This is a genomic window from Staphylococcus sp. 17KM0847, assembly GCF_013463155.1.
GTDB lineage: Bacteria > Bacillota > Bacilli > Staphylococcales > Staphylococcaceae > Staphylococcus.
In genome coordinates this window covers 1,560,984-1,581,708 of sequence record NZ_CP040781.1, presented here as the reverse complement: position 1 = coordinate 1,581,708, position 20,725 = coordinate 1,560,984, and the positions used below count along the sequence as shown (strand labels likewise).

Annotated in this window: 19 protein-coding genes; 16 read left to right on the top strand and 3 right to left on the bottom strand. The window is 35.0% G+C overall.

All coding sequences use genetic code 11. The annotated features are described in order from the left end of the window. The first annotated feature begins 12 nt into the window (after positions 1-12). The 4 genes from bglA (at position 13) to FGL66_RS07735 (ending at position 3,223) form a co-directional block, all read left to right on the top strand. Positions 13-1,455 (top strand): 6-phospho-beta-glucosidase BglA, encoded by a 1,443-nt coding sequence (gene bglA / locus FGL66_RS07750; RefSeq protein ID WP_180809257.1) that lies wholly within the window; start codon positions 13-15, stop codon positions 1,453-1,455. Positions 1,456-1,856: 401 nt separating this feature from the next. After that, on the top strand, positions 1,857-2,402 hold the full coding sequence (amaP, locus tag FGL66_RS07745; RefSeq protein WP_180809256.1) for an alkaline shock response membrane anchor protein AmaP: 546 nt from the start codon (positions 1,857-1,859) through the stop codon (positions 2,400-2,402). A 13-nt stretch (positions 2,403-2,415) separates the two neighbouring features. Then, the gene (locus FGL66_RS07740) at positions 2,416-2,661 is read left to right on the top strand and encodes a DUF2273 domain-containing protein (protein ID WP_180809255.1); all 246 of its coding nucleotides are present in this window, start codon (positions 2,416-2,418) and stop codon (positions 2,659-2,661) included. Positions 2,662-2,731: 70 nt separating this feature from the next. After that, positions 2,732-3,223, top strand: coding sequence for an Asp23/Gls24 family envelope stress response protein (locus FGL66_RS07735; protein ID WP_180809254.1), 492 nt, complete (start codon positions 2,732-2,734; stop codon positions 3,221-3,223). Positions 3,224-3,281: 58 nt separating this feature from the next. Here FGL66_RS07735 and FGL66_RS07730 read toward each other — a convergent pair whose 3' ends face one another. Together FGL66_RS07730 and FGL66_RS07725 are read right to left on the bottom strand one after the other, a co-directional pair. After that, positions 3,282-4,436, bottom strand: coding sequence for an MFS transporter (locus tag FGL66_RS07730; protein ID WP_180809253.1), 1,155 nt, complete (start codon positions 4,434-4,436; stop codon positions 3,282-3,284). 358 nt (positions 4,437-4,794) lie between these two features. Beyond that, a complete protein-coding gene (locus FGL66_RS07725; protein WP_180809252.1) occupies positions 4,795-6,783 on the bottom strand; it encodes an IucA/IucC family protein in 1,989 nt (662 codons plus the stop codon). Positions 6,784-6,885: 102 nt separating this feature from the next. Between FGL66_RS07725 and FGL66_RS07720 the strand changes: the two genes are divergently transcribed. The 7 genes from FGL66_RS07720 (at position 6,886) to FGL66_RS07690 (ending at position 15,532) form a co-directional block, all read left to right on the top strand. Then, positions 6,886-8,073 carry an MFS transporter gene (locus FGL66_RS07720; protein WP_180809251.1) on the top strand — a complete coding sequence of 396 codons (1,188 nt, stop codon included), beginning with the start codon at positions 6,886-6,888 and terminating at the stop codon, positions 8,071-8,073. After that, positions 8,051-9,817, top strand: coding sequence for an IucA/IucC family protein (locus FGL66_RS07715; RefSeq protein WP_180809250.1), 1,767 nt, complete (start codon positions 8,051-8,053; stop codon positions 9,815-9,817). The genes FGL66_RS07720 and FGL66_RS07715 overlap by 23 nt, the downstream gene beginning before the upstream one ends. 5 nt (positions 9,818-9,822) lie before the next feature. Then, entirely contained in the window at positions 9,823-10,896 is a 1,074-nt protein-coding gene (locus tag FGL66_RS07710) for an alanine racemase (protein WP_180809249.1), read from the top strand. A 68-nt stretch (positions 10,897-10,964) separates the two neighbouring features. Beyond that, positions 10,965-11,942, top strand: a complete 978-nt coding sequence (locus FGL66_RS07705; RefSeq protein WP_180809248.1) for an ABC transporter substrate-binding protein — start codon at positions 10,965-10,967, stop codon at positions 11,940-11,942. Between the two features lie 34 nt (positions 11,943-11,976). Continuing rightward, positions 11,977-13,002 (top strand): FecCD family ABC transporter permease, encoded by a 1,026-nt coding sequence (locus tag FGL66_RS07700; protein ID WP_180809247.1) that lies wholly within the window; start codon positions 11,977-11,979, stop codon positions 13,000-13,002. Beyond that, positions 12,999-13,961: a FecCD family ABC transporter permease gene (locus tag FGL66_RS07695; protein WP_180809246.1), complete on the top strand. Its 963-nt coding sequence runs from the start codon at positions 12,999-13,001 to the stop codon at positions 13,959-13,961. Before FGL66_RS07700 ends, FGL66_RS07695 begins: the two co-directional genes overlap by 4 nt. A gap of 200 nt (positions 13,962-14,161) precedes the next feature. Further along, positions 14,162-15,532: a YjiH family protein gene (locus tag FGL66_RS07690; protein ID WP_180809245.1), complete on the top strand. Its 1,371-nt coding sequence runs from the start codon at positions 14,162-14,164 to the stop codon at positions 15,530-15,532. 56 nt (positions 15,533-15,588) lie between these two features. On the opposite strand, the gene FGL66_RS07685 is transcribed toward FGL66_RS07690, so the two are convergent. After that, the gene (locus FGL66_RS07685) at positions 15,589-15,849 is read right to left on the bottom strand and encodes a SunI/YnzG family protein (protein WP_180809244.1); all 261 of its coding nucleotides are present in this window, start codon (positions 15,847-15,849) and stop codon (positions 15,589-15,591) included. 329 nt (positions 15,850-16,178) lie between these two features. On the opposite strand from FGL66_RS07685, the gene FGL66_RS07680 reads away from it, so the two are divergent. The 5 genes from FGL66_RS07680 (at position 16,179) to FGL66_RS07660 (ending at position 20,642) form a co-directional block, all read left to right on the top strand. Next, complete coding sequence (locus FGL66_RS07680; protein WP_180809243.1) at positions 16,179-16,682, top strand: metal-dependent hydrolase; 504 nt, start codon at positions 16,179-16,181, stop codon at positions 16,680-16,682. Between the two features lie 58 nt (positions 16,683-16,740). After that, positions 16,741-17,931: a UTP--glucose-1-phosphate uridylyltransferase gene (locus FGL66_RS07675; protein WP_180809242.1), complete on the top strand. Its 1,191-nt coding sequence runs from the start codon at positions 16,741-16,743 to the stop codon at positions 17,929-17,931. Between the two features lie 11 nt (positions 17,932-17,942). Beyond that, positions 17,943-18,644, top strand: coding sequence for a PAQR family membrane homeostasis protein TrhA (trhA, locus tag FGL66_RS07670; RefSeq protein ID WP_180809241.1), 702 nt, complete (start codon positions 17,943-17,945; stop codon positions 18,642-18,644). A 174-nt stretch (positions 18,645-18,818) separates the two neighbouring features. Beyond that, the gene (sdrM, locus tag FGL66_RS07665; protein ID WP_180809240.1) at positions 18,819-20,147 is read left to right on the top strand and encodes a multidrug efflux MFS transporter SdrM; all 1,329 of its coding nucleotides are present in this window, start codon (positions 18,819-18,821) and stop codon (positions 20,145-20,147) included. Positions 20,148-20,186: 39 nt separating this feature from the next. Further along, positions 20,187-20,642, top strand: coding sequence for a SepA family multidrug efflux transporter (locus FGL66_RS07660; RefSeq protein ID WP_308413114.1), 456 nt, complete (start codon positions 20,187-20,189; stop codon positions 20,640-20,642). Positions 20,643-20,725 lie beyond the last annotated feature (83 nt).

The window sequence follows — 20,725 nt, the reverse complement described above, 5'->3', positions numbered from 1 at the left end:
GGAGATATTACGATGAAAACATTACCGAAAAAATTTTTATGGGGTGGCGCTGTTGCTGCAAGTCAGTTTGAAGGAGGCTGGAATGAAGGAGGAAAAGGTCCAAGTGTAGTTGATGTACTGACTGCTGGTGCGCATGGTGTACCGAGACAGATTACACAGGATATAGAAGAGGATGTATTTTATCCTAATCATGAAGCTATTGACTTTTACCATCGTTATAAAGAGGATATTGCTTTATTTGCTGAGATGGGCTTGAAATGTTTGAGAACATCAATTGCGTGGACACGTATATTCCCTAATGGTGATGAGGCAGAGCCAAACGAAGAAGGACTACAATTTTATGATGATGTTTTTGATGAGTTATTGAAATATGGTATTGAACCAGTTGTAACATTATCTCACTTTGAAATGCCGTTGCATTTGGCACGTGAATACGGAGGTTTTCGTAGTAGAAAAGTGGTCGATTATTTTGTGAATTTTGCTGAAGCTGTATTTGAACGTTATAAAGATAAAGTAAGTTATTGGATGACATTTAATGAAATCAATAATCAAATGGATGTGCGAAACCCATTATTCTTATGGACGAATTCAGGCGTAGAATTAAAAGATGGGGAAGACGCAAAAGAAGTGATGTATCAAACTGCGCATCACGAATTAATAGCAAGTGCCCTAGCTGTAGCAAAAGGCAAAGCAATTAACCCTAATTTCAAAATTGGAGCAATGGTTTCACACGTGCCAATTTATCCATATAGTTCTAAGCCAGAAGATATTATGCTGGCAGAAACTTATATGCGTGAGCGTTACTTTTTCCCAGACGTTCAGGTACGTGGATATTATCCTAATTATGCATTAAAAGAATTTGAACGCCAAGGTTATCACATCATTATGCAAGAAGGAGATAATGATATCTTAATGGAAGGTAAAGTAGATTACTTAGGTTTTAGTTACTATATGTCAACAACAGTGAGTAGTGAAGTTGAGCCAAGTACTACAGATATCGTAGCGAATGGTGGATTACCACACGGCGTTGATAATCCACATATCCAATCAAGTGATTGGGGATGGGGTATTGACCCAGTAGGTTTACGTTATACATTAAATCGCTTTTATGATCGTTATCAAATTCCACTTTTTATTGTAGAAAATGGTTTTGGTGCAGTAGATATGGTAGAGTCCGATGGTCGTATTCATGATTTAGCGCGTATTGATTATTTACGTGCACATATCGAAGAAGTAAAAGCAGCAGTAACAGAAGATGGTGTTGATTTAATAGGCTATACGCCATGGGGAATTATTGATATTGTCTCATTTACAACGGGAGAAATGAAAAAACGTTATGGTATGATTTATGTTGATCGAGATAATGAAGGTCACGGTACAATGAAGCGTATGAAAAAAGAATCATTCGAATGGTATAAAAAAGTGATTCAATCAAATGGTGAAGACTTAGCGTAAGATAGTATGTTAATGAATAGTAGTGATGGAGATTATGAAATGAATCTCTACTAATGTGAGATGAGAATTGCTCTTATGACGCTAAGTATAAGAAAAGAGCAAGGTAAGTACTAATTTTCAAAAGAATACAAATGAAAAACACCACAAAATTCAATTCAAAGGATTTTGTGGTGTTTTTCTTACGGAATTGAAACATTATGTCCTCACCTCAGTTTTTATGTTTAAACATAACAATAAAGGGTAAAAGAAATCAGCTTACGCTTAGAGATATAAGTTGTTATCGAAATACTTAGTAAATATATTTTAAATTTATAAGAAATTAAGTTTTCAATAACAAAACAAGGGTATACTTTGAATGTGAGAAACTATAAATGTACAACAAAATAGGAGGTGTATGTAACGTGAGACGACTCAAAAATTTCTGTCTGGGATTATTAATGGTTGTCATTATTGGGTTCTTATTGTTTATGTATCTTGAATATGAACCTATTACACAATACCAAAATTATTTCTATCAATATCAGTGGTTTGAACCATTGCTCATCGGTTTATCTGCATTTTTAATTTTAATTGGGCTTATTTTATTTTTCAGTGCTTTCAAACCAACACATCGCAAACCGGGATTATATAAAGATTATAGTGATGGACATATTTATATTTCGCGTAAATCACTTGAAAATACAGTGTTGGATACATTGAAGAAATATGACGACATTCGTCAACCTAATGCAGTAGCGAAGTTATACCATAAGAAACATCATAACTTTGTAGATATTAAAGCAGATTTCTTAGTGCCAACAAGTACAGTCAATATTCAAACTTTAACAGAGCAAGTAAGAGCAGATATCAAGGAAAATGTAGAACGCTTCTCTGAGATGCCAGTGCGCAAATTGGACATCAATGTTCGTGATCAACGTCAAAACAATGGTGAACCGCGAGTAGTGTAAAGGAGGGAATCTTATGGCGAATCAAAACCAAAATAGTCAAGGTGACCAAGCTTCAAATGAACAGATTATCGCACTATTAAAAAGTTATAAATGGCGCATCATGGGTTTCTTCACATTCTTACTCATTGCGATTCTCTTTTTGACACTTGGTTTTTGGAAAACAATTTTAATTATTATTTTATGTTTAATAGGGATTGGTGTAGGGTATATTAAAGACCGTACACAAGATTTCTTAAATTTACTCAATCGATTAAGCTAGTATAAGCACAAAGTTGATAAACTTTTAAGAATGATAGATTTATAAAATTTTGATAAAAGGAGTTTTTATGATGACAGTAGATAACAATAAAGCAAAAGAAGCATACAATAACAATACAGGTGTGAATCAAAAAGAACAAGAACAACGCGAAGCAAACCAAGGGCCACAATTCTCAAATAGCTTAACATTCTCTGATGAAGTTATCGAAAAAATTGCAGGTATTGCAGCACGTGAAGTTAAAGGTATTTTAGATATGAAAGGCGGATTTGTAGACAGCATCAGTGGTTCATTTACAAGTGGTCCAAATGTGACACAAGGTGTATCAGCTGAAGTTGGTGAAAAACAAGCAGCAATTGACTTGAAAGTGATTTTAGAATATGGTGAATCAGCACCAAAAATCTTCCGTAAAGTTACAGAGCTAATCAAAGAACAAGTCAAACATATGACTGGTTTAGAAGTTGTAGAAGTAAATATGCAAGTAGATGATGTCATGACACGTAAAGAGTGGCAACAAAAGAACGACAAAAGCAAAGACAGCAATGAAAATAAAGGTTTACAATAAGCCGTTATAACCAAAAGAACCGAGTACAGTGATGTGCTCGGTTCTTTAATGTTTTATGCTATTTTGTGGACTCGGCTGTATATGTATTTAATGTTAAAACGATTATAAAAACAATAAATCCTATAAAAGAAGCGATATAAATAGTTGATTGTAAACTGATATGTGTAACAATAAGTCCGCCTAATAATGCACCAAAACCTATACCGGCATTGAGTGCGGACATATTCCAGCTCATGATCTGACTATGATCACCCTGAATTTGATCGATAAGTCCTGATTGTATAGCAGGATTTGTGCCCCATTCGACTAAATGCCAAATAAATAATGCGATGAGAAGTAACACAGAAGTTGTCCAAAGTTGTCCCAAAATAAGTAGGATTATCATAAAAGTACTACTACTTACAATAAGCCACGTTTTAAAAGATAATTTGTCTGTAAAGTATCCTCCCATTGATGTGCCTAACATACCTGCAATGCCGATAACGAGAAGTGCCAGTGACACGAACTGTAATGTATGTCCTCCGGATAAAATAAGTGGATTGATGTAAATATAGACAATAGAGTTGGCAGTAAGAAAAATAAATGTTACAGCAAGGAGTTTAATCACTTCTTTTTTACTATGTATAACTGTTGTTGGAGCGTGACTATGTTCATGATGAATACGTAATTCACTAGGAAGATAGCGCATTAATAATAGCGCAACAATAATACCGATAACACTGATTAATACAAATGTAAAACGCCAACCTATCCAGTCGCCAATAAGTGTACCAATTGGAACACCGAATACATTAGAGGCACTAAAACCTGTGTAAACGAGCCCAAGCATTTGACCACGTTTATGTGGTGCCGCAAGAACGACAGTAATTGCTAAAATTTTAACAACAATGAGTGCAGCGGCAGCAGATGAAAGGATACGTCCGATCACTAAAATAATAAAATTAGGAGATAATGCGATCATAAAGTTGCCAATAATAAAAAGAAGTACGGTAATGACCAGTACTGGTTTAGGTGCATAACGTTCTGTTAATTTTACTAAGATAGGGCCTGTCAGTGCAAAAGTAAAAGCATATACGGTGACCAGCTGTCCAACCCAAGCTTCAGAAATATGAAGATCTACACTCATTAAGCTCATAATCCCTGCAACAACCATCTCTACCATTCCAACAATAAAAATGCTAAGCATAAAAGTGAATGTCCGCATAAGTGTCATAAGTATCAGGACTCCTTTAAAAATAGTCTCTGGACACTATTCTAATATATAACTTAGAAATAAGAAACATGGATCATATAATAAAAAATTGATTTTTATTTAACGAATAAAGGAAAAGGTAAAAAGAATAGATCAGGTTGTTATAAAGAAGTGCGTACACAGTAGTTTTGGTGATTCAATTTGGGATGACGATTGTAAAAAGGATGATTAGTTTGAATATTTGATTGTACTAAATTTGCTTCAAACTTAATCATCCTTATTTAGGGAGAGGTCTATCATATTGCAATGTATAGATAGAGACTCACTTGTTTCTAACTGCCATAAAAAACTCTAGGTTGTATGAGCCATGTTTAATATTTTATTTTTGACGAGATGTCACAGTTGTATAGTTTAAAGTTAAAGGATTATCTACTTTGATATAAGTATAAGTATGTGCTTCATCTAATAGGCGCATCGTTGTTACACATTTATAATCAATTGTTGTATCAAAAAAGGTAGATGCTATGGCTTTTAAGCGATCATGATTAACATCACAATGTCGACAAGTTTCGATTAGGTGTTGTATACGTGTTCGAACAATTTGCCATAATAGTTGTTCAAGATTTTCGATAGAATAATAACGACTTAATGTACTTACGATTTCACCAAGGTGATTTTGAATTGTTGAGTAAAAGGCTTTATTGAAAACAGATTGTTCACTATCTGTTAAAATACGAGATTTATGGTGGAAGTTTGATGTGTCAAATCCCATATGTTGTAATTGACTGCGATCAATGCGCAACCCTTCAAAATCCCGAATGTACATTGTTTGGAGTAGGCCATCATGTCTATTAAAGACAGCAATTGTGTTTTGAAGATGTGCCTCTAGTGCAACGCCATACTTAATGAGTAATGGCATAACATAATCAATAAGTGCGTGTGCGTAACGTGTAAACCAACGTTCAATGGCAATACGGTCATTTGAAATCGAATAACTTTGTTTATAGCGTTCAATTAATTCAATCATTAGGCAAGATGTTTGCGATGGTGTTCCAACAATAAGACTTGAAGGAATGAGCGGTAATGCTCGATCTATGTCGATATCATGATAGATATTTTGACGAAGTAAAGTTCCCAGCTGCTCACTTCGACGCTCTTGATGTTCAGGTGTATCATATGTATTGAAAAAATGAACGCCGGCAATTTCAGGAATAGCATGCGTAGGTACATCCTGAAATAGTGGGTCTGTTGATGTAATCTGCTGTAAAATATGAGTCATTAATGGACCATTGTGCGTTGTTTGTTCAGATAATGTTCGAATTTCACCTGTAATGTGAACATTTGTTGATAACTTGATGTGTGGTGACAAATTTGGATAGCTTGGCATCAATGTTCGAAATGACAAACCTGCATAATAGTGACATGTATAGTCGAGTGGTACTATCATTGCGTTATCTAGCTCTTGCTGATATTCAGACTGTAAAATATGTTCGTATTGCCAAGGGTGTACAATCATTATGGTGTAGTCATGTGGGTTAAGTCTATGATGTTGCAATACTGTGTCGCAAGCCTCACGTAATCCATGAAATGAGTCATATAAAATTGTTTCGTATACTTGATCTAACGCTTGTAGACGAATATAGTCATGATGCACTAAAACGAAGCGTAATGGAATTGCCTGCTCATACTCAGATGAATAGTCAATCGTTTCTTGTGGTGACATACCCTTACGTAATTTAGCTCCCGGGTGTACCGGATGACCTTCAACAACAGCTTGTTCAGAAGAAAGGTAAGGGTCATCTTGATTCTCAATATAATTTAATAAAGATGTACAGTTTTGACCATATTTCATATATTGATAACTCAGTGCAAGTGTCATATAGCAGGCACTGTTTTCAAGGTCATCTTGGAATTGCTCAGCAGCTTGACCTCGATAATTTATATTTTCTTGAATAATAACATCAAGTATATCATTCGGGTGCATAATACGTTCGTACCCTGTATCTGTATGCCAATAAAAAGGACCTGTTACATTGATACGATTAAATGCATGGTGTCCAGTAACTTTAGCGTATAAGGTTTGTTGCGTATATGTAAAACGAATCATTAAAATATCGTGGTGTTGCAATGGTGAAGTCACATTGTTTGAATGATCGACAAAGTCACTGTTTACATACCCTTGTACTAAGTTTTCGCGATAAATCGACGCAATCAAGCGTGCCGTTACAAGGTCACGACCTTCCATAAGATATTTTTCAAAGTAGTGAGCCCATTGTGGATGAGTTTTACAAAGTGTTTCGTAACTTAGGCGTTCGTCTTTGGTGAATTCAACAGATGTTATCTTATATTGATTATTTTCGGCATTCATTTGAGCACCTCATTCTTTTTATTTTACAAAAGTTGTAATGATTCGTATAATCCATATTATCGGAAATGAGAACGGTTATCAATTAAAAGGGGAGTGGATAACGTGGCAAAATGGTTCTATTCCGGTACATTTTTACTTTTTCTTGGCAATTGGATAGGTCAGATTACATTAAACTGGTATGCTTACCAACTACACCATCGTGCTTTTGATCTTGCATGGATTAATTTTTTTCGACTAGCTCCTATTTTTTTATTGAGCATATGGGCAGGTGCACTTGCTGATCGTTACCGAAGATGTACATTAATAAAGTTAAGTGTAGGCAGTTCACTAGTTGTGACTACGATATTAACGATAATGGTCATAGTTATGGGAGAGGTTCCGATGTACTATTTGTATATATATGCCCTATTACGTGGTTGTATGAGCGCTATTGAGACGCCCGTTAGACAGGCTGTGTTACCAGACCTATCTCATCGATTAACTATGTCTCAAGCTGTGTCTTATCACTCTTTTATATTGAATACGTGTCGCTCGGTAGGACCAGCAATATCGGGATTTTTAATTGCTTCTTCTGGTGTGGAGCGTGCATTTACCGTGCAAGTAGTATGTTATGCTTTATCATTGATTGCAAGCTTACCTATTGATCTTGATGAAAAAAAGGAACAATGTACAAAAGGGTTCTCTTTAGCAACGACGTATCAGTATTTTAAAAGAAATACAAACGCGAGACGCATATTTATAACAGCATTACTCATTATGTCAACAGGTTATTGTTACTCAACTTTATTACCGATATTAACGGATGCTGAATTTCCTAATGATGCAACATTATTTGGAACCGCCATGGCATTAAGTGCGATTGGGGGTATTATTGCGACACTTTGCATTCCCATTGTTCTAAAATATATACATACACAACATTTATATTATATCAGTTCTATACTATTTGGAATAAGTTTAATCCTTATTTATCCATTGGGGGCATATGGATTATTAATTACAATCTTCTTTGTAGGTTTATTTGGTCAATTGGCACGAACGACCAATCGTATTTATTTTCAAGGAGATGTCGATCCTAACCATAGAGGGAAGATTTTAAGTGTAATCATGATGGATAGAGGCATGATTCCATTAGGTGCATTGTTGATGAGTCTATTAGCAGAGCAGTTTGGCATTGTAGCAACATTTTTAACGATGGGCTGTTTAACGACAATCATCGCATTGATGAGTTTTATTATGACTATTAAGTTTAATGGAGGCACAACAAATGACAGTCACATATCATCATAAAGAAGCAGATTTAATGATTCAGTATCGTGTACTTATTGCATGCATAAAAGAATCACTTTTTCCGAAAAATACGCAGATTGATATTGCTGAACAGATCATTAAAATACGTTATCATCAGCATGTACTCTATGCACACTATGCGACACAAAGTGCATTTTATCAGTTTACGATGGAGGGTGAAATTGTATATAAAGTAGGGGATACTTCTCAAAATATCCAAAGTTTAGAACAGCTCATTGATATATTGAGTCAACATTTTAATATCAAATTTCACGAACAACTTATTGCAGAATTGCAGCATAGTGTGTTGGGGTTGGAGTTGAGTTATCGTCAATATACACATCGACAAGTGGCCATGGAACACGCATCCAAGTTTTCAAGAATGCCTAGCGAACTCAATTTTATTGCATGGCTGACACATATGGGTGAAGATGAGGATTTTTCAGTTCTCGGGTATACAGAAGGGATGGTTTGGCATGGACATCCATCACATCCTTTGACCAAAACGAAGCGCCCACTTACATCATCAGAAATACAAGCCTATGCACCGGAGTTTATGCGTGTTGTACCGCTAAAAATTGTACTCGTAGATCAAGCAATTGTTTGTGAAACATCCATGGAAACTATATCGAATTTTATGATTAATACTGTTATTCCAGATATGGCAAGACCTTTACGCCAGTTTCTTGAACCATACGAAAAAGAGTTATCGAACTATCGTGTACTATTTGTACATCCATGGCAATATGAAAATGTCATTGTACAGGCTTTTGATGAGGCAATACGTTTACATAAAGTTATACCGACACCTTTTACGGTGGATGCAAAGGCAACATTATCTTTTCGAACAATGTATTTGTTAAAGCGACCTTATCATATTAAGTTGCCACTGAATGTACAAGCGACAAGTGCAGTTAGAACGGTTTCAACGGTAACAACAGTGGATGGTCCACACTTGAGTTATCAATTACAAGAACTGTTAAACGAATATCCAACACTACAAGTTGCGATGGAGCCATATGGTGTGTATGTCGATGCACCAGCAGACACGGCACGTCAGTTTGCTATGATTGTACGTCAAACTCCAGAGACGACATCTTCTGATATAACACAGCTTGTTACAGCTTGTCTAATAGAGCGTAATCCGGTAGACAAACAAGTGGTGGTTGATAGTCTTATAGAGTATTTATATGGCGTTGTGAGTGATGACACGATTAGACAATTTATTCGCGAGTATAGTCGTGCATTAATCATACCGTTAGTGGGTTATATTCAAAAATACGGTATTGCACTAGAAGCGCATCAACAAAATACAATTCTACAAATTAATCGCGAAGACCAAAAGTTCTCCTTTATTGTAAGAGATTTGGGAGGATCACGGATTGATGTACAGACACTTCAAAAAGCTGTGCCTAATATTCAGCTAACAAATCATAGTTTAATTGCTGAGGATATAGAAGCGGTGATCGCTAAGTTTCAACATGCTGTTATCCAAAATCAACTGGGGACGCTTATCCACCATTTTAAACATGTGCATAAAAGTAATGATGCAGTACTTTATCGTATTGTGGGGGATGTTGTTTGCCAAGCCATACAACCTTACGATGCTCACGCTGATGTATTAGAGCGTGTATTATTTGATGAACGAGTAAATGTTAAAGCATTGTTAAGTATGCGAATAGCACAACAAGTTAAAAAATATGTCAATATATCACTCGATAATCCACTGTATACGAAGAGGTGAGTTGAATGCCACATATACATATTCATTTGAATAAGATGCAATATAATGCAATGATTTTACAACAGATGTTACAAGAAAAAGGCATCCGTATGATACCTGTCACCAAATGTATGGCTGGTGACTTACGTGTACATAAAATGTTGCGTGATATCGGTTTTGATATGTTAGCAGAGTCCAGACTTAATCACATTTATGTACAGCAAGAGCCGACAGAGCATTATATGTTGATTAGAGGTATCGTACCAGAAGATGCTGAGCTGACTGTTCGATACACACAAATCAGTTTGCAAACAGAAATGGAGACGATTCGTGCGCTGAATGCAGCCGCAGTGGCACAAAATATAAAGCATCAAATTTTGTTGATGGTTGATTGGAAAGATGGGCGTGAAGGCGTACTGACTTATGAAGTGGTATCTTATGTTTCGGAAATCATGAAATTAAAGGGGATTAATTTAAAAGGCTTAGCCTTTAATTTTATGTGTTATCGCCAAATGCCACCTACTGAAGAAGATTTACCTTATATTCATCATTTTATTGAAGCGGTTGAGAAAGATACACAGTTGCGTTTTCAAACCATTTCTGGGGGTAATTCCAGTATGTTAATATTGGCGATGTATCAAAACTTAGGACGAATCAATGAACTGCGTATAGGTGAAGCCATATTCCGTGGATATGAAACGGCCTACAATATGCGACTGCCACAGTTGTATGATGATGTTGTCATGATAACTGGAGAAATTATTGAAATTAAACCACGTCTAGACTTGAGAACGCATCAATCATATTTGCAGGCAGTTGTTAATATAGGACAGTTAGATACTGCTGTTGAAGATATTACGCCTTATGATACGCAGTTGCGTATTGTTGGTTATACGAGTGACGTCTTGTTGATTCATTTAGGACAGGCTGACTATTATCAAATCGGTGATGTAATCGAATTTAAATTGGGTTATGCTGCCATTGCCCAAAGTATGCACAATGAACAATTATCCAGAATATATCATGAAGACAAAGGAATTACTGCATTGATCGAAGGTTTTACAAATAAGAAAAAAGAAAAATTTATTTATCACCATTGACAATGAGAATCGTTTTCAATTAATATATTTAGTGAAGTACACTTTGAAAACAAAAGGAGCGTTAAACTGTGAATAAAAAGAAATGGATGGGGTTATTCACTGTTATTGCAGTGATGTTACTTGTTGCAGCATGTGGTGGTGCAAAAGATTCAGACGATAAAGATACTGCTGAATCAGGTAAAGGCGTTGAAGTGAAACATGATGGAGGCACAACAAAAATTGAGAAAACACCTAAAAAAGTTGTTGCGCTTGAATATTCATTTGTAGATGCACTTGTTGCACTTGGTGTGAAGCCGGTAGGTATTGCTGATGATGGGGACAAGTCAAATATTATCGAGCCAATTCGCGACAAAGTGGGTGACTATAAATCAGTAGGTGATCGTAAACAACCTAATTTAGAAGTGATTAGCGAGTTGAAGCCAGAACTTATTATTGCAGATAGCAACCGTCATAAAGGGAACTATGAACAATTAAGTAAGATCGCACCAACGATTTTATTACCAAGTTTAGATTCTGATTATAAACAAAATTTGGAAGCGTTTAAAACTATTGGTAAAGCGCTTTCTAAAGATGATGAAGCAAGTAAACGTTTAGATGAACATAAAGAAAAAATTGAGCAATATGAAAAAGAAATTACAATGGATAAAGATAAAAAAGTATTGCCAGCTGTTATCTCTCAATCTGGTTTATTGGCACACTCTGATAAGTCATATGTTGGTCAGTTTTTACATGAATTAGGATTTAAAGAAGCTTTAACAAAAGAAGTTGCAGATCAACTTCCAGAGTATTTAAATGCACCATACTTAAATATGAACTCAGAGCAGCTTTCAGAAGTTAATCCTGAGCGCATGTTTATTATGGTCAATGGTGAAGATGATCCATTCTATGCTAAGATGAAAGAAGATAAAGTTTGGAATGAATTAGATGCAGTGAAAAATGATCGTGTACACGTTGTGGATCGTTTAACTTGGGCGAAATTCCGTGGTTTGATTTCTTCAGAAGAAATTGCTAAAGAGCTTGCTGAGATCTCAAAATCAGAAAAATAAGCCATTTTAAAGACTTAAATAAAGGTGAATGTGTATGTCAAAACTCAAATTAAAAGCATTTGATGAACATCACCAACAGAAACGCACTACGCTTACGTTCATCGTGAGCGTGTGCTTTCTTATTTTTGCAATGTACTTAAATCTTGCAATAGGTTCGTCAAACATAAAATTTCAGGCGTTAATTGACTACTTTTTTTCAACAACGAATACAAAAGAAACTTTTTTAATACACCATGTTCGAATGCCACGTATGATTGCAGGTGCAATGATTGGTGCATCATTAGGCGTTGCAGGAGTGTTAATGCAAGCGATTACGCGAAATCCTTTAGCGTCTCCTCAAATATTTGGTGTGAATGCGGGTGCGTCATTTGTTGTCGTATTGTTTACTGTGATGATTCCTTCATTTGCTGCGTATAACGTATATTTTGCATTTATCGGTGCATTTATAGGTGGGTTGGCTGTATATATGCTGGCAGATACTACAAAAGGTATGACACCCATCAAACTGGCGTTAGCAGGTATGACGATACACCTCTTTTTTACAAGTTTAACGCAAGGAATTATTTTACTTCATGAAGACGCCACCACAACAGTAATGTTTTGGTTGGTAGGTGCACTGCATACCATTAAATGGGGACATATTATAAAAATATTGCCGTTTTTAGTGAGTGGTTTAGTCGGTGCATTGTTTTTAGCAAGACAACTAGCCATTTTAGATTTAGGAGATCAAATTGCTACTGGACTGGGTCAAAACACACAGTTAGTCCGGGCTTTGGCTGGCTTTCTCGTTGTTATTTTAGCCGGGGCATCAGTAGCGATTGCAGGTCCCATTGGTTTTGTGGGACTGATTGTGCCACATGTTGTGAAGTATTACTTAAATCGAAACTATTTTCTTATTATTCTACTCTCTATGGTGATGGGGGCGAATCTATTATTGATTTCTGATGTACTGAGTCGTCTCATTGCTTTTCCTTTCGAGTCACCAGTCGGAATAGTAACATCATTTGTCGGTGCATTTTACTTCTTATGGATTACATTGAGGGGAGTGCGGACAAGATGATACAACATTTAAAAAGACGTTATATAACTATAGGGATTTTACTTATAGTTTGTGCATGTTTAAGTTTGAGTGCCGGTGCAGTTTGGATCTCGCCACAACAAGTGCTTCGAGAGGTCTGGTCAGGAGAAAACTTTATTTTATCTGAATATCGTGTCCCACGTATGTTACTAGCAATTTTAGTTGGTGCTGCGCTATCTATTTCAGGGGCAGTAATACAGGGAGTAGTGCGCAATCCTCTTGCATCACCAGATGTTATTGGTATCACGAAAGGTGCAAGCTTAGCTGCTGTAATTGTTATTATTATTTTTCCAACGGCACCACTTTTTCTTTTACCGCTTGCATCATTTGTTGGTGCATTAGGAATGAGTATTATTTTATCATTACTCATTAGTTTTAAACGCGTAAAAGGATCTCAGCTGGCTTTAATAGGTATGGCACTCGGTGCGATTGCCATGGCGCTTGTACAATACTTACTCATTCGTAACCCGATGGAAGCAAACATTGCACTTGTATGGTTGACTGGTAGTTTGTTTGGTCGATCAATGCAACATGTATTGACGATATTGCCATGGTTATGTGTGTCTATACCTGTTATCCTATATTATAGTTATAAATTAGATATTCTACATTTAGGTGATGATGTAGCAACAGCATTGGGTGCTAAAGTGAATCATATTAAGATGATATTATTGTTAGCAGCAGTTATGTTGGCGGGATCAGCTATTTCTGTTGTAGGAGGTTTAAGTTTTCTTGGACTCATTGCACCGCATATTGCACGTAGTATTGTAGGTCATAAACATGTGCATATTGTTTTAATGTCAGGATTAATTGGTGGTGTGTTGATGGCATTTGCAGATGGATTGGCACGCATGATTGCACCACCTATTGATATCCCGGTTGGTGTATTGATTGCAATCATAGGCGCACCATACTTTTTATACGTATTACGAAAAATGTGATTTAAAATAATATGCATCATTTTGTATCAATATTCAAAAAGACGTTGCATAACACCTTTGTACTCTGTATAATCTATACTCGTGAGTACAAAGGTGTTTTGATATAGGTCGAATATAAGTAGGAATTGAAATAATGAGAACACCTCTTTGATCTATTTCTCTAACCGTAGATATTATGTGAACTGAGAGGGTGAATAATAATGGAGAAATTAACAAAAAAACAGCGACAGATAGGGAAATGGAAGTTTATTCTACTGTCACTTATAGGGATTATTTTATTTTTAATTCCAATACCTATTGTAGAAAAGGGACAATCAACAACAACTTTACCTATTGCTTTTTTAGCTAAAGTTTTTAAAGATATAATCGGTAGTGCAATGCCATGGCTCATTGTATTGATTATTACATTATCTGGCTTGTTGACAATGATATATAGCTTATTGATTAAATCAACATCAACGACATCAAGTTTTATGGTGAATACCTTCAAAGTGACATGGCCTTGGGTAATGATTCGTTTAATAGCTGTAATCTTTGCATGGTTAACATTTTTAAAAGTAGGACCAACATGGATTTATTCAGAAGATACTGGAGATTTGATTTTTACAGGATTACTCCCAACATTGGTTGCGGTATTTTTCTTTGCGGCAATTTTTCTACCGTTATTGTTAGAATATGGTTTATTAGAATTTTTAGGTCCTATATTTAGACCTATTATGCGTCCGTTATTTACTTTGCCAGGGCGTTCAACTGTAGATAATTTAGCATCATTTATCGGGGATGGCACAGTAGGTGTTATGATTACGAGTAAGCAATATGAACAAGGCTTTTATACTCGGAGAGAAGCTACTGTTATCGCAACAACATTCAGTGTTGTATCATTAACGTTTGCGATTGTGATTGCAGAGACGATTGGGTTGATTGATCGTTTTGCGGTATTCTATTTTACGGTTATTGTTGCTTGTTTTGTAGCGGCGTTAATTATGCCACGTATATGGCCACTTCGTTCGGTAGAAGATTGTTATGTGGATGGTGTCTCAGCTCAAGAACGTCCAGAAAAACGATATACATATATGCAAGCATTGAAGAGTGGGTATGCAGATGCAGTAAAAACAGGCTATGATGCACCGGGTTTGCGAATGTATTTACATACAGCTGTTCGAACAGTATTGGATATGTGGCTCGTCGTTATACCGGTTGTTATGACAATTGGAACCTTAGCAACCATATTAGCAACGTATACACCAATTTTTACAATCATTGGTAAACCATTTGTTCCATTTTTAGAATTAATGCAAGTTCCAGAAGCTTCCGCAGCATCCGAGACGATGATTATTGGTTTTGCAGATATGTTTTTGCCATCGATTTTAATTGAAGGTGTACAAAGTGATTTGACCCGCTTTGTTGTAGGTGCTTTAAGCGTATGTCAGCTCATTTATTTATCAGAAGTAGGTGGTGTGATACTTGGTTCTAAGATTCCAGTGAGTATTTGGAGATTATTTGTTATTTTCTTGATCCGCACAGTGATTACATTACCTATTATTGTTCTTTTTGCACATATTATTTTTTAGAAAACTAAAAAACGGATGCCCTTTTAGCTTGTAGGCTAAAGGGCATCCGTTTTATTTTATTTTGTTACTTCATTATAGACTTTCTTATCATTAAATGTATAAATAATGTATTGGTGATCATCCGTATCGATAATGACGCGATTTGTTTTACCAAATGTTGAGCCAATTCGAGAAACGTTTTTGCTGTCTAACTCTGGAACTGCATGAATATCTCTATCTTCTGAAACATTTTTAATTGCATCATTAGGAATACGGATATCTGCAACTCTCCATTGAATTTGTACTTCTTTATCGTTCTTCTTAACTGTCATAGCCATTAGACCGACACATCCTTTAATTAATTTGTTAGGTGTATCATAACTTATTTCAATTTAATTTGCAAGTAATATGAGATACTTTTTAACAAATGTGACATACTAATGAAACGTATAAATCTATTGAAAAGCGTGAAGTACGTTAGGATATTATAAGTTTAAATAATAGAAGGGGAATAAATAATGGATTGCTCTTATAATAAGAAGACAGGGAAGAAGAGCTTTTCAAGAACATGAATGTAAAATATTTTATCTGCATACCGAAAATATGTTCGTATAACCAGAGCGTTTGTGCTATAATTTCAGTATTAATTAATAATAAGGAGTAGGTTATGACAGGTAAAACGCATATTGCTGCAGGATTATGTGTAGGTACGGCTACTGCGCTACATTACAATCTTGATATTTATAGTACTGCGACTTGTATTTTTTTAGCAGGTATAGCTAGTATCTTTCCAGATATATGTCATACGAAAAGTAAAATTGGACGTAAATTTCCTATAATAAGTTGGTTAATTAAACAGTTTTTTGGTCATCGGACACTCACACATTCTCTGTTGTTTTTATTTCTTATATATATGATTTTGCATTTTATTGAAACGCCGATATACTATATGATTTCTATAATATATGGTATGCTTTCACATGTAATATTAGATATGTTGACGCCAAGAGGTGTACGTCTGTTGTTCCCTTTGCCTATAAGTATTGGTTTTCCAATTCGTTTTAAAACGGGGGGACTCTTGGATGTATCATTGGCGACAGCTTTTGGTCTAATGATGGTTTATATGCTATTTGATGAAGCTTTTCATTACTTTTTTCAATTATTGATGTAATGATTATGATTGTAAGTAAAGTGTAAAGTTCTGTTCAAAAGGAGAGAAGTTTAAAGTTATGTTAGAAAAAAATAAATTAGAGAAAGTTAATCAACATCATTTGTGTGAATACGAAAAAATGATGAGTACAAATGAAAAGGAACGCTTATATCAAAAGGTCGAATCTCTAAATTTAGAAGACATACAAGCATTATATGAAGAAGTATATATGAATAAAGAGAATATCCAAGATATTTCACATGTACATGAAGTGAACTTTGAAGCGCGTAAAGCTCTAAAAGATAAAGAAGTTGATACATATGTCAAACAAGGGCTTGAGGCAATTAAAAATGGTCAATTTGCTGTATTGTTATTAGCAGGTGGTCAAGGAACACGATTGGGTCATAAAGGACCTAAAGGAACATATACAATTGGTAATAAGAGTCTTTTTGAATTACAGGCTGAACAACTTGTCCAATTGTATCAACAAACAGACTACTATATCGACTGGTATATTATGACGAGTGATATTAACGATGCCGAGACACGTATCTTCTTTGAAAAACACGATTATTTTAACTATCCTCAAGAGCATATTTTCTTTTTCAAACAAGACAATATGGTTGCACTTAATGAAGCAGGTCAATTAATTTTTGATAAAACAGGACAAATTATGGAAACGCCTAACGGTAATGGTGGTGTATTCAAATCTTTAAAGCAAGCGGGCTATTTAAATCAAATGATTGATAGAGGCAATCAATACGTCTTTATGAATAATATTGATAATGTTCTCGTACGTGTATTAGACCCACTTTTTGCAGGTTTTACAGTATACCATCATAAAGATGTAACATCTAAATCAATCAAAGCTAAGCAAGGAGAGTCAGTAGGGCGTCTTGTTGTACAAAATGGTAAGGATACTGTGCTGGAATACTCTGAATTAGATGATAAAATGGCAGATCAGCTAATGAATGCAAATATAGGCATTCATGCATTTCGTCTTGCTTTTATCGACAAAGCTGTTGATAAGCACTTACCTTATCATCTAGCTATTAAGCAATTGGAACAGTTAGATGAAGATTTTGGAATAGTGACACGGCCAACACTAAAATTTGAGTTGTTTTACTTTGATATTTTTCAATATGCTAATTCGTTTATAACATTACAAGTTTTACGTGATGAAGAATTCAGTCCTTTAAAAAACAAAGAAGGTAAAGATAGTGTTGAAACAGCGACAGCAGATTTAAGACGTATGAAAATAATAGAATAGGGGTTGGCTATATGACTGAAGTGAGAGCTGAGCGCGTAAAAGTTAAAAAGAAAACAGCACTAGAAACATTTAAAGATATCAATCCATTAACTTTTGGAGAGGAAATAGGAAATTCTGTATCACATGGTGTAGCAGCGTTATTAATGCTTATTGCTCTACCATATGCAGCGGTTTATAGCTATGCATCGTCCGGTGTTCTAATGTCAGTGGGCGTTTCTATATTTGTCATTAGCTTATTTTTAATGTTCATGTCTTCTACCGTTTACCATACTATGCAACAAGCATCACCACATAAATATGTTATGAGAATTATCGATCACAGTATGATCTATGTGGCAATAACTGGAACTTATACACCTGTATCATTAGTACTTGTTGGTGGTTGGCTTGGTTGGTCGATAATGGTTGTTTTATGGGGGACAACAATTTGGGGGATTTTATATAAGGCTATTGCTACAAAGGTGAACTCTAAATTGAGTTTATTGATTTATTTATTAATGGGGTGGGTTGGTATTATTTATTTACCCATTATTATAAGTAAAGGATTATGGTGGTTCCTTATCTTTATTTTGTTAGGTGGTATTTCATATACTATCGGTGCATGGTTTTATGCACAAAAAAATCGCCCCTACTTTCATATGATTTGGCATATTTTTATATTAATTGCATCGTTATTTCACTTTGTAGGTATTTTATATTTTATGCAAGTGTAATCTTGTTCGCTATTGTTAAATATGTAAGCTTAGGCTAGGACTTCATTGTAATAAGATGAACCCTAGCCTTTGTTGGAATGGACACAATATGAGATCAGTTAAATAAAAAAATAACTGAAATACCTATTGGGTAATCACCAGTGATATTCAATGAAGTAAGGAAGGTGTTGTTATATGACGTTTAAAAATATAAGTGTGATTGTGTCACTTGTGCTCATTATGTTTATGTCTGCAATAGAAACGTCTATTGTATCATTAGCATTACCAACAATGAGGGATGATTTGAATGCAATATGGCCCGTTTCATTTGTATTCACAGCTTATTTCATTGGTATTGTACTCGTCATTCCGATATTAAGTGAATTGATGGCCCGTGTAAGAGTCATTTATATTACAATTTTAGGATTAATATTATTTGTGAGTGGTAGTTTACTATCAGGAGTGAGTACGACTTTTGGAATGCTTATATTCGCTCGTTTTATTCAAGGTGTTGGTGCAGGTGTTAATATGTCTCTTGCACAAATTGTTCCCAAACTTGCTTTTAATATCCCTTTTCGTTATAAGGTCATGGGAATTGTGGGGAGTGTATGGGGAATTTCAAGTATTCTAGGACCATTTTTAGGTGGCTTTATATTAGAAGTGACAACGTGGCACTGGCTATTCTTTATTAATATACCGATTGGTGTCGTTGCAGCTGTATTCGTATTATATGCATATCACTTTGATAATGAAACAACGGTTAAACACGCATTTGATTATAAAGGGATGTTGTTTTTTTATTTAGTCATTATAGGATTGATGTTGGTTGTTGTTGGAAGACTTTCGATACTATTTAGTCTATTAATAGGTGTTTTGGTATTAGTATGTAGTGTATGGCTCTGGCGTTATTCTCAGAAAAGGCATACATCTTTTATACCCACACAATCTTTTCAACCCATTATGATTCGTGTCTTTTTTACTGATTTTTTTACTGCATTCATGCTGATTGGATTTAACGTTTTTGTACCGACTTATTTGCAAGATTATGTAGGTTTAACCCCTTTACAAAGCGGATTGATTATTTTCCCGTTAACAGTAGGATGGCTTATTATTAATTTTACATTGGATAAAATTGAAGCACGTCTATCTTTATACCGCATCTATATGTTGGCTTTTACCCTTATAGGTGTCGGGAGTTTAATGGTTTATGTGATGCCAAGTCACATATATAGTATAGCGATTGTATTATTCTGTGTAGGAATGAGCTTTGGTGTGGTATATACAAAAGACAGTGTGATTGTACAAGAGCATTCATTAACAAACCAAATGAAGAAAATGGTATCGTTATTTACACTAACACGTAACCTCGGGAATGCATCTGGATCAGCAATGATTGGTGTTATTTATGCATGGCACCTCGAATTTATAAAATGGCCGATTCAAAATGTGATGATAGCAAGTATGGTCATTATTATGGGATTAATATTTATTTGGCTAAGACGTATTGATGTACATGGACTTTAGATGGTTTGAGCAATCAACGATAGGAATGGAGGGAACATAGTGAGAGGTAATTTTAATTGGATTTCCTTATTAGTTGTACTCTCTATTTTTATCGTATCTGGTGCACTATTTTTAGTTGTATTAGCTTTGGGTTTATATGGTGTAAGTCGTATTTTGATTATGCTTAATTTAGGAACTTTCGAATACAATCAAGGGTTTTACGATAATTTGTTATATTATGGTAGCTATATCATACTGGGATATTTTTTGATTTTTTGTATTGAATTTATCATGGATGTTTTTCGAAAAAAATTAGCAACGAATCCATATTTTCAAGGTATAACATTCCATTTAATAACGTATACACTCATGGTGATTCTTTTTTTCTTTATGATTCATATTCATTATGACAAGATTCAAATTGATTACTGGGTCATTATGCTGATTATTGCTTTTTTATACCTATGCAAAGAAATATTTTATCCTAACTCTAAAAATTTAAATAAACACTTATAATGATAGTCATCAATTTGGGTTTTAGGGGAGAATGAGAGAAAATCACCTTTTATATAAATATCACTAGAGTGAGCAATTTTAAA

Coding starts and splice junctions, on each gene's coding strand:
- FGL66_RS07710 (WP_180809249.1), top strand. CDS start 9,823: ATGCCACATATACATATTCATTTGAATAAGATGCAATATAATGCAATG.
- FGL66_RS07715 (WP_180809250.1), top strand. CDS start 8,051: ATGACAGTCACATATCATCATAAAGAAGCAGATTTAATGATTCAGTAT.
- FGL66_RS07735 (WP_180809254.1), top strand. CDS start 2,732: ATGACAGTAGATAACAATAAAGCAAAAGAAGCATACAATAACAATACA.
- FGL66_RS07700 (WP_180809247.1), top strand. CDS start 11,977: ATGTCAAAACTCAAATTAAAAGCATTTGATGAACATCACCAACAGAAA.
- trhA (WP_180809241.1), top strand. CDS start 17,943: ATGACTGAAGTGAGAGCTGAGCGCGTAAAAGTTAAAAAGAAAACAGCA.
- FGL66_RS07685 (WP_180809244.1), bottom strand. CDS start 15,849: ATGGCTATGACAGTTAAGAAGAACGATAAAGAAGTACAAATTCAATGG.
- bglA (WP_180809257.1), top strand. CDS start 13: ATGAAAACATTACCGAAAAAATTTTTATGGGGTGGCGCTGTTGCTGCA.
- sdrM (WP_180809240.1), top strand. CDS start 18,819: ATGACGTTTAAAAATATAAGTGTGATTGTGTCACTTGTGCTCATTATG.
- FGL66_RS07695 (WP_180809246.1), top strand. CDS start 12,999: ATGATACAACATTTAAAAAGACGTTATATAACTATAGGGATTTTACTT.
- FGL66_RS07725 (WP_180809252.1), bottom strand. CDS start 6,783: ATGAATGCCGAAAATAATCAATATAAGATAACATCTGTTGAATTCACC.
- FGL66_RS07675 (WP_180809242.1), top strand. CDS start 16,741: ATGTTAGAAAAAAATAAATTAGAGAAAGTTAATCAACATCATTTGTGT.
- FGL66_RS07740 (WP_180809255.1), top strand. CDS start 2,416: ATGGCGAATCAAAACCAAAATAGTCAAGGTGACCAAGCTTCAAATGAA.
- FGL66_RS07730 (WP_180809253.1), bottom strand. CDS start 4,436: ATGACACTTATGCGGACATTCACTTTTATGCTTAGCATTTTTATTGTT.
- FGL66_RS07680 (WP_180809243.1), top strand. CDS start 16,179: ATGACAGGTAAAACGCATATTGCTGCAGGATTATGTGTAGGTACGGCT.
- FGL66_RS07690 (WP_180809245.1), top strand. CDS start 14,162: ATGGAGAAATTAACAAAAAAACAGCGACAGATAGGGAAATGGAAGTTT.